We start from the raw sequence: 7825 nt of genomic DNA on the forward strand, positions 1-7825 counted from the left end.
GTCACCGAGCACGCCGAGGCGGTAGCCGACGAACCCCGGCGGTCGGCCTGGGCACTGTCGCAGCGTGCGCTGCGGGAACCGCTGCGGCGCGAACTGGGCTGGAATCGCACCCCCTGCTGACCGCGCCGATGAAATTGGCCTGGTCCTAGAGCAGGCCAATTTTGTCCCCCAAAATACCTACAGACGAATCGTTGCGACTCGGCAAGACTGGAACAGCTGGAACGCAGTAGCGTTCGGCTGAACCGCCGTCACCTCTCGTGTGACGCGGCCCAGGTTCGGCCACGCGGCCGGTTTTCGGGTAACCGTCCGCACAGGTGGGGGTGGACTATCTGTCCACCCCCACCATCCTTTTCACGTGGTTGTCACGCCCGGATGTCGGGCTCCGCAGGGAACCGGGTGATCTCGGTCCACAGGTCGACGGTGTCTTCGTCACTGAGCCCGCGGCCGGCGTCCGAGCGACCGACAACGGTGACCGCGACGCTCTCGTGGGGCGATGTGCGAATGTAGAGCCGATCCGACCGCGCCGATCGCAGAGCAGCGACGAGGCGCTCGCGGATGCTCGCCAGGCTCTCGGGATCGACCCCTTCCAGCCCGCCCTCGTCGAGAACCGTGACTGTCGCGCCCCGGCGACGCGCCGCCTCAAGTTCGTGACGCACAGCGTCATCGAGCAGGCGGGCGCCGCGGAGTTCATCGCGCAGACTGCCCTCGGCAAGTCGCGCCTCGACGCGTTCGTCGGGGGTCAGCGCGCCACCCTGCGCGATCGTTCGCGCGAGCACCGGGCCCGCCACCGAGAGTGCGCGCTGAATCTGAACGCGGCGCTCGCGCTGACGCACGGTGTGGGCCGCCTGCCACGCCGATGCCGCCCGCTGCAGCTCCACGAGCTTCGCGGTGTCTTTGGCCGCGCGGTCGGTGAGCATCACGAGGAGCTGGGCCAGCCCGACCCAGAGGATCGAGCCGACAAGCCCCTTCTCGAGCGCGTCGAGGATGCCGAGCCAGAACCATGAGATGGCGGCCAGCATGCCGATACCCACCCAGGCGAAGATCGGGCGACGCCTCACCATGACGATGACCATCAGCGCGCCGATGCCGCCGAGATACCAGACGACGTAGGGCTCCTCGATTGCCTCGCGCGGCACAGCGAGCGACAGCGCGTTGGGGACGACGACCGTGGTACCCAACGCCATCAGAGCGGCCGCGAGCGGCATCCGATCGGACGACGCGCGCGGCGCCAATCCTGGCGCGTCCGGGGTGACGTCGTCGTCTTCGGGGTCCCGGTTGCCCCACAGCAGTGCCACACCGGTGGTCACGACGTAGAGGGCGACGGCGGCGACAAGCACCAGGGGCTCGGTGAACGGGCCGGTCCACCATAGGCCGCGCACGGCAAGGTAGGCCGTGAACGCGAAGGCCAAGCCGATGAGCAGGCGACGGACACTGATCATGCGCGCGCCCCCTGCCACGTCAGGCGCACGAGCGTCCCGTTCGAGTCGGAGGTGATGTGGACCGTGCCTCCCACGGCCGCGACACGAGCAATGATCGACCCGCGGATTCCGAGGCGATCATCCGGCACCGTGTCGAGATCGAACCCGTCGCCGAGGTCCTGCACCTCGAGGTGCAGCCGCTGGGTGTCGGGCTCCTGGCGGGCCGAAACCGTGAGGCCGATGCCGCCGGCGTGCTCGATCGAGTTCGCGATCGCCTGCATAGCCGCGAGGATCAGCGCGTTAGCGGCGCGACCCGGAAGCTCGGGAGCATCGTGGCTATACGCGCGCTCCACGACGAGGTCGACGCCCAGCCCGCGCGCGCCGCGTTCCACCTCTTCGACGAGCGTTGCGAAGCGTCGTGGCGCATCGCTACCCAACCCCGCATCGGATTCCGCGTTCGCGAGGCGAGTCAACGCCTCCTGTGCCATCGCCACGGCAAGGCCCTGCTCCCGAGGCGTTTGTGCGCGCTCCGAAGCGATGAGGGCCGCCAGAACACTGTCGTGCATGAGGGCGGCGACAGCGACGCGCTCGTTCTCAGCCGCTTCGGTGACCGCCGCGGCGGTGTAGGTCTCCACTGCGGTGCGGCGAGACTCGTCGACATTGTCGGCGATCGACCGGAACATCCACCCCAGCGTCACGAAGACGCCGCCCAGGATGATGGCGAACGAGACATCCAGCAGCGTCGGCCACCAGAAGTCGACGGCGAACCCAGCCTGCGCCAAGCGCGTGATGCCGAACAGTACGGGCACGAAGATGGTCCACGCCATCTGCCACACCAAGGGCAGGAACATGATGGATGAGGCAGTGACCACGCTGACGAGGAACCACGTCCACGGTGGGTCGGACGGCGGAATATCCTGTCCCGCCACCACGAAGGGCCAGGCGACGAGCGTCGCGACGAAGACGGCGCAGAAGGTTATGGCGGCCGGTGCAATGCTCCGACCCACGATATAGGTGACCAGCAGAGCGGCCAGCGACCCGAAGTTGGCGACCATGAAGGCGACATGCCAGGCTTCGGGTTCCTGCACCGAGCCCAGCGCCGCCACGAACGCTTGGGCGCCGAGGGCAAGTGATCCGACCGCCAGGACGATGCTGATCATCCGCTCGATCCGCCGCCGCGTGAACGAGCCGAGGCCCGCCGTCGGATCGTGGGCAAGGGGAATCTGCGCCCACGCGGCAGCCAGCGCTCGCTCGCGGGGGTGGCTCGGGGCGCTCATTTCTGACCCGACGCTCCGGCGGCGAACGCGTCGGCCGAGACGAGGCCGTCTTCGAGAGCTCGACGCATGAGGTCGAACTTCGTGGATGCCGACCTTCCGACCTCGACGTACTTGAGCCGCACGCGGCTAATGTTCTCTTTCGCTGTCGAGTACGCGATGCCGAGGCGCTCAGCGACAGCTTTCAAAGGCAATCCGGCGGCATAGAGGCGCAGCACATCTCGCTCCCTGGCCGACAGTTGCGCGTCGGCGAACTCGCGGTCACCTTCGATGGCGCTTGCCCACTCGACGTTGTTCAGCGGGTCGCCGTTGGCAACGGCGTGGATAGCCGAGATCACATCATCGATCGGAGAGGCCTTGCTCACAACACCGATGGCACCGGCCACGAGAGCTTCTCGCACTGCCGATGGCCGGTCTGCCACCGAGTGCACCAGAATGCTGGAGCCGTCGGCGACAAGCCGCCCGACGTTCTCTCGTACTGTCGTCCCGTCGCCCAGGGTGAGATCGAGCACGACCACATCAACCGGTGGAGCGCTCGTCGCGCGCCGCCAGCGGACGTACTCGGTGACAGTACTTCCCGAGAAGACGATCTCGGGACCCCCGCCTGTCACACACGCCGCCTCTACCCCCAAGCGGACGGACTCATGGTCATCGATCAGAGCCACCCGCGTCATGGGGTCACTCTACCGAGCGGCATCGCGTCTGAGCAGAGCGACAGCCTCCATGTGGTGGGAATGCGGGAACAGATCGATTCCACGCACACGGCCGGCGCGGTACCCGCGGTCGGCGAAGCGCGCGAGGTCGCGGGCGAGGGCGACGGGATCGCACGCGACATAGACGATGGATGCCGGCCCGAGCGCGGCCAGATCGTCGACCACTGCTGCACCCGCGCCGGTGCGGGGCGGGTCGAGCACGACCGTGCCGCGGGCGAGCCGTTCCCGGTCGCGGTCGCTGATCCTCTGGCGCAACGCGCGCGCCCAACGGTCCACCCGTGCGGTCTCCGCTCGCGCTCCGACCCACTCTGCGAGGTTCTCTCCGGCGTGTTCCGTGGCCCGCTCGTTCCCCTCGACCGAGGTGATGCGCGCCGAGGGTCCGGCGAGATCACCCAAGAGCGCCCCGAACAGGCCGACACCGCCGTACAGGTCAAGGTGCCACCCGTCCGGGTCGACAGCGTCCGCAAGCTCTTCGGCGACGACAGTCGTAAGGGTGGATGCCGCGAGCCGGTGCACCTGCCAGAAGCCACCCGCGTCGACACGGAACCGGCGGGTACCGACGTGTTCGACGATGACGTCGTTGCTGCGGCGGGCCGCGCGTCCCTTCCGAGCCGCGTCTGTGCTCGGGTGCACGAGAATCCGGACATGCCCATCAGCGGGCTGGACGAGGTCGACGCGCCCGGGTGCAGGACGCCCGAGAGCTGCGGCTGCCCGCTCGATTGCCGCGGTTGCCAGCGGCAGAGTCTCGGTCGGGATGACGCGGTGGCTCCGCGCCGCATAGGCACCTACGCGTCCATCGTCGTCCACGTGCAGCGAGACCCGGGTCCGCCACCGCGTGCCGTCGGGCTGCTCGGCAACGACGTGGTTGCCGACGGATGCCGCGCGCGGTCCCTCGAACTCGACGGGAAGCTCCTGGCGGCCGGTGCGCTGCAGCGCCGTCGCGAGGATGTGGCGCTTGATCTCACGCTGGTGGGCGAGATCGATGTGACCGAACTCCGCGCCGCCGGGGCGATCCGCGGGGTCGCGGTCGATGTCTGCCTCGGGCCAGATGTGGCGCTGGCGGTGGGGCGATGCGTCAGTCACCTCGACGGTCTCGGCCCGCCAGAACGACGGCTTCGAGACATCCGTCAGCCGAGCCCGCACCCGTTCGCCCGGAATCGCGTCGGCAGTGAACACCACCCGACCGTCGAGTCTGCCCACGAAGACCCCGCCGTGAGCGGCATCCGTGATCTCGAGGTCGACGATCTGTCCCACGTCGCCGGTCATGCATCGAGCATCTCATGGCCCGCTACCGTGGAACGATGCGCGTCCTGCTGGCATCCACCTCCCCCGCCCGGCGCGCGTTGCTGCGCCAGGCCGGTATCGAGCCGCTGACCATGGCCCCGGAGGTTGACGAGGACGCCGTGATCCACGCCGTGGAGGCCGCCGAAGGGCGCACACTGCCGCCCGACGAGCATGTCCTGCTGCTCGCGCGTCGCAAGGCCCTGGATGTCGTTGCGCGGCTTGCGCTCGAGGACGCCGACTTCGACGGGCTCGTCATCGGCGGCGACTCGATGTTTGAGCTCGACGGGCTCGTGCTCGGCAAACCGCACGAGCCTGCCATTGCGACCGAACGCTGGCACGCGATGCGGGGCCGCACCGGCATCCTCCACTCCGGGCACAGCGTATATCGGGTCATCCCGGGTCGAACACCCGTCGAAGCCCATGCGGTGGCTCACGCCTCGGTGACGTTCGTCGAGGACGTGACGGATGCCGAGATCGAGGCCTATGTCGCTACCGGCGAACCGCTGGCCGTGGCCGGCGCGTTCACGGTCGACAGCCTCGGCGGTCCGTTCATCTCCCGCGTCGAGGGCGACCCCTCGACGGTGGTCGGGATGTCACTGTCGACGCTGCGAAAACTGGCTCGAGAGCTCGGAGTCGCGTGGACCGAGCTGTGGAATCGCTCGGAAGAATCAGCGGAGCATCCGTAGACCTCGCTGCACGTTCATCGGCCTTTCTTGTCGAAACAATCCAATTTCGCGCCTGGGGGCCTCGGTAGGCTGACATCCATGCCTCACATCGCCAAGGTCCTCGTTGCGAACCGCGGCGAGATTGCCGTACGCATCATCCGCGCAGCACGGGACGCCGGCAAGGGGTCGGTGGCGGTGTACGCCGACCAGGATCGCGATGCTCTGCACGTCCGTCTCGCTGACGAGGCCTACGCGCTCGATGGCTCGACGAGCGCCGAGACGTACCTCTCGATCGACAAGATCCTGTCGGTCGCGCGGCGTTCGGGAGCCGACGCGGTCCACCCCGGGTACGGGTTCCTGGCAGAGAATGCCGACTTCGCTCGCGCGGTGATCGCTGCGGGACTCACCTGGATCGGCCCGTCACCGGAAGCCATCGAGGCTCTGGGCGACAAGGTCACCGCACGCCACGTCGCCGAAAAGGTCGGAGCGCCCCTCGCCCCGGGCACGCCAGGCCCCGTCTCCGGCGCCGACGAGGTTCTCGCGTTCGTTGACACCCATGGGCTGCCGATCGCGATCAAGGCCGCGTATGGCGGTGGCGGGCGCGGCCTGAAGGTCGCCCGCTCTCGCGACGAGGTTGCCGAGCTGTTCGAATCCGCGACGCGGGAGGCGATCGCAGCATTCGGGCGCGGCGAGTGCTTCGTCGAGAAGTACCTCGACCGGCCCCGACACGTCGAGACCCAGTGCCTCGCGGATGCCGAGGGCACTGTCGTCGTGATCTCGACCCGCGACTGCTCGCTGCAGCGGCGTCATCAGAAGCTCGTGGAGGAAGCACCCGCACCGTTCCTCTCCGATGAGCAGCACCGCATCCTCGTCGAGTCGTCGAAGGCGATCCTGCGCGAGGTGGGTTACCTCGGCGCCGGCACCTGCGAGTTCCTCATCGGAGCTGACGGCACGATCTCGTTCCTGGAGGTCAACACGCGTCTGCAGGTCGAGCATCCGGTCTCGGAGGAGGTCACGGGCATCGATCTCGTCCGCGAGCAGTTCCGCCTCGCCGAAGGCGAAGCGCTCGGCTACGACGACCCCGAAGCGGTCGGCCACTCCATCGAGTTCCGCATCAACGGCGAGGATCCGGGCCGGAACTTCCTGCCCCAGCCCGGCGACATCCACGTTTTCAAGACCTTCGGTGGTCCCGGCATCCGCCTCGACTCGGGCGTGACCGCCGGTGATTCAGTGAGCGGCGCCTTCGACTCGCTGCTCGCGAAGATCATTGTCACCGGTCGTGATCGCGCCGAGGCGCTGGATCGCGCTCGGCGCGCGCTCGACGAGTTCGAGGTGGCGGGGATGCCGACAGTCCTGCCCTTCCACCGCAAGGTGGTACGCGACCCCGCCTTCACTGCCGAGGACGGTCAGTTCGGCGTCTACACGAGCTGGATCGAAACCGCGTTCGATAACGACATCCCGGCGTGGGATGGCGAAATCGGCGCGCCCCGTGCGGAAGAGTCCCGGCACACCGTGGTCGTCGAGGTCGCCGGGAAGCGCCTGGAGGTGAGCTTGCCCGACCGCGTCGTGACAGCCCCTGCCGGCCGCGGGCGCCCCGCCGCCGTGCCGCCGTCGCGGCGCTCACACACCGCAAGCGCCGTGTCGGGCGCCTCGGGCGACGCCGTCATGGCGCCGATGCAGGCGACGGTTGTGAAGATTGCCGTCGAGGACGGTCAGCAGGTCGTCAAGGGCGACCTCGTTCTCGTCCTCGAGGCGATGAAGATGGAGCAGCCGATCCAAGCGCACAAGGACGGCGTCATCGGCGCGATCAACGCCACGCCCGGCACGACGGTGTCAGCCGGGCATCCGTTGCTCACGATCTCCTGAGCTGAGTCGAAAGTTCGGTCGCGCCTACATGCGGGTTCGGTCTGTGCCGACCCGCACCAGGGCGCGACCGAACGGAACACGACGACGTTCAGTCGCGCCTACATGCGGGGTCGGCGCACCGACACCCGCACGAGGGCGCGACCGAAGAGGTGACGCACAACGCTCAGTCGCGGCTATCTGCGAGTCCGAGCACCGCACACCCGCACGACGGCGCGACCGAAGGGCTGAGGCCCGACCGAAGAGGTGAGGCGCGAGCGAACGGAAGAGCAGGCCTACTCTTCGGGCTCGTCGCGGTCGACGATGTGCATCGCCCGGGCGGCGTCAGTGATCGTGCCGGCCAGCGACGGGTAGACAGCGAAGACCCGCGAGACCTGGTCGACCGTGAGGCGGCGCTCGACGGCGATCGCGATCGGGTAGATGAGTTCGGAGGCACGGGGTCCGACGATGACGCCACCGACGACCGTGCCGCTGCCCTCGCGGGCGATGAGCTTCACGAAACCGTCGGAGATTCCCATCATCTTGGCCCGCGGGTTGGACGAGAGCGGCAGCTTATGGACGACACCGCCGATGCGGCCGGCGTCAATGTCTGCCACGCCCCATCCGAC

General features: G+C 68.4%; 6 protein-coding genes and 1 pseudogene. 2 read left to right on the forward strand and 5 right to left on the reverse strand.

From position 1 onward, the window contains the following. Nucleotides 1-362: 362 nt before the first annotated feature. The 4 genes from B3587_RS12730 to B3587_RS12745 are packed head-to-tail and all read right to left on the reverse strand — an operon-like array spanning nt 363 to nt 4671. Complete coding sequence (locus tag B3587_RS12730) at nt 363-1439, reverse strand: hypothetical protein (protein ID WP_292729206.1); 1077 nt, start codon at nt 1437-1439, stop codon at nt 363-365. Next, nucleotides 1436-2695: a sensor histidine kinase gene (locus B3587_RS12735; RefSeq protein WP_292729208.1), complete on the reverse strand. Its 1260-nt coding sequence runs from the start codon at nt 2693-2695 to the stop codon at nt 1436-1438. The genes B3587_RS12730 and B3587_RS12735 overlap by 4 nt, the downstream gene beginning before the upstream one ends. Further along, nucleotides 2692-3366, reverse strand: coding sequence for a response regulator transcription factor (locus B3587_RS12740; RefSeq protein WP_292729211.1), 675 nt, complete (start codon nt 3364-3366; stop codon nt 2692-2694). Before B3587_RS12740 ends, B3587_RS12735 begins: the two co-directional genes overlap by 4 nt. A gap of 9 nt (nt 3367-3375) precedes the next feature. Beyond that, entirely contained in the window at nt 3376-4671 is a 1296-nt protein-coding gene (locus B3587_RS12745; RefSeq protein ID WP_292729214.1) for a class I SAM-dependent RNA methyltransferase, read from the reverse strand. 35 nt (nt 4672-4706) lie between these two features. Here B3587_RS12745 and B3587_RS12750 point away from each other — a divergent pair, with 35 nt between their 5' ends. Continuing rightward, complete coding sequence (locus tag B3587_RS12750) at nt 4707-5375, forward strand: Maf family protein (RefSeq protein WP_228177818.1); 669 nt, start codon at nt 4707-4709, stop codon at nt 5373-5375. Between the two features lie 78 nt (nt 5376-5453). After that, complete coding sequence (locus tag B3587_RS12755; RefSeq protein WP_292729216.1) at nt 5454-7220, forward strand: acetyl/propionyl/methylcrotonyl-CoA carboxylase subunit alpha; 1767 nt, start codon at nt 5454-5456, stop codon at nt 7218-7220. Between the two features lie 272 nt (nt 7221-7492). Here the strand turns inward: B3587_RS12755 and B3587_RS12760 are convergent. Continuing rightward, nucleotides 7493-7825, reverse strand: a pseudogene (locus B3587_RS12760) (NAD(P)H-quinone dehydrogenase); the annotation flags it as partial.

This window comes from Microbacterium sp. UBA837 (assembly GCF_002296025.1).
GTDB lineage: Bacteria > Actinomycetota > Actinomycetes > Actinomycetales > Microbacteriaceae > Microbacterium.

Bases quoted from the DNA above. Each gene is read 5' to 3' on its own strand.
- B3587_RS12730 (WP_292729206.1), bottom strand. From the start codon at position 1,439: ATGATCAGTGTCCGTCGCCTGCTCATCGGCTTGGCCTTCGCGTTCACG.
- B3587_RS12735 (WP_292729208.1), bottom strand. From the start codon at position 2,695: ATGAGCGCCCCGAGCCACCCCCGCGAGCGAGCGCTGGCTGCCGCGTGG.
- B3587_RS12740 (WP_292729211.1), bottom strand. From the start codon at position 3,366: ATGACGCGGGTGGCTCTGATCGATGACCATGAGTCCGTCCGCTTGGGG.
- B3587_RS12745 (WP_292729214.1), bottom strand. From the start codon at position 4,671: ATGACCGGCGACGTGGGACAGATCGTCGACCTCGAGATCACGGATGCC.
- B3587_RS12750 (WP_228177818.1), top strand. From the start codon at position 4,707: ATGCGCGTCCTGCTGGCATCCACCTCCCCCGCCCGGCGCGCGTTGCTG.
- B3587_RS12755 (WP_292729216.1), top strand. From the start codon at position 5,454: ATGCCTCACATCGCCAAGGTCCTCGTTGCGAACCGCGGCGAGATTGCC.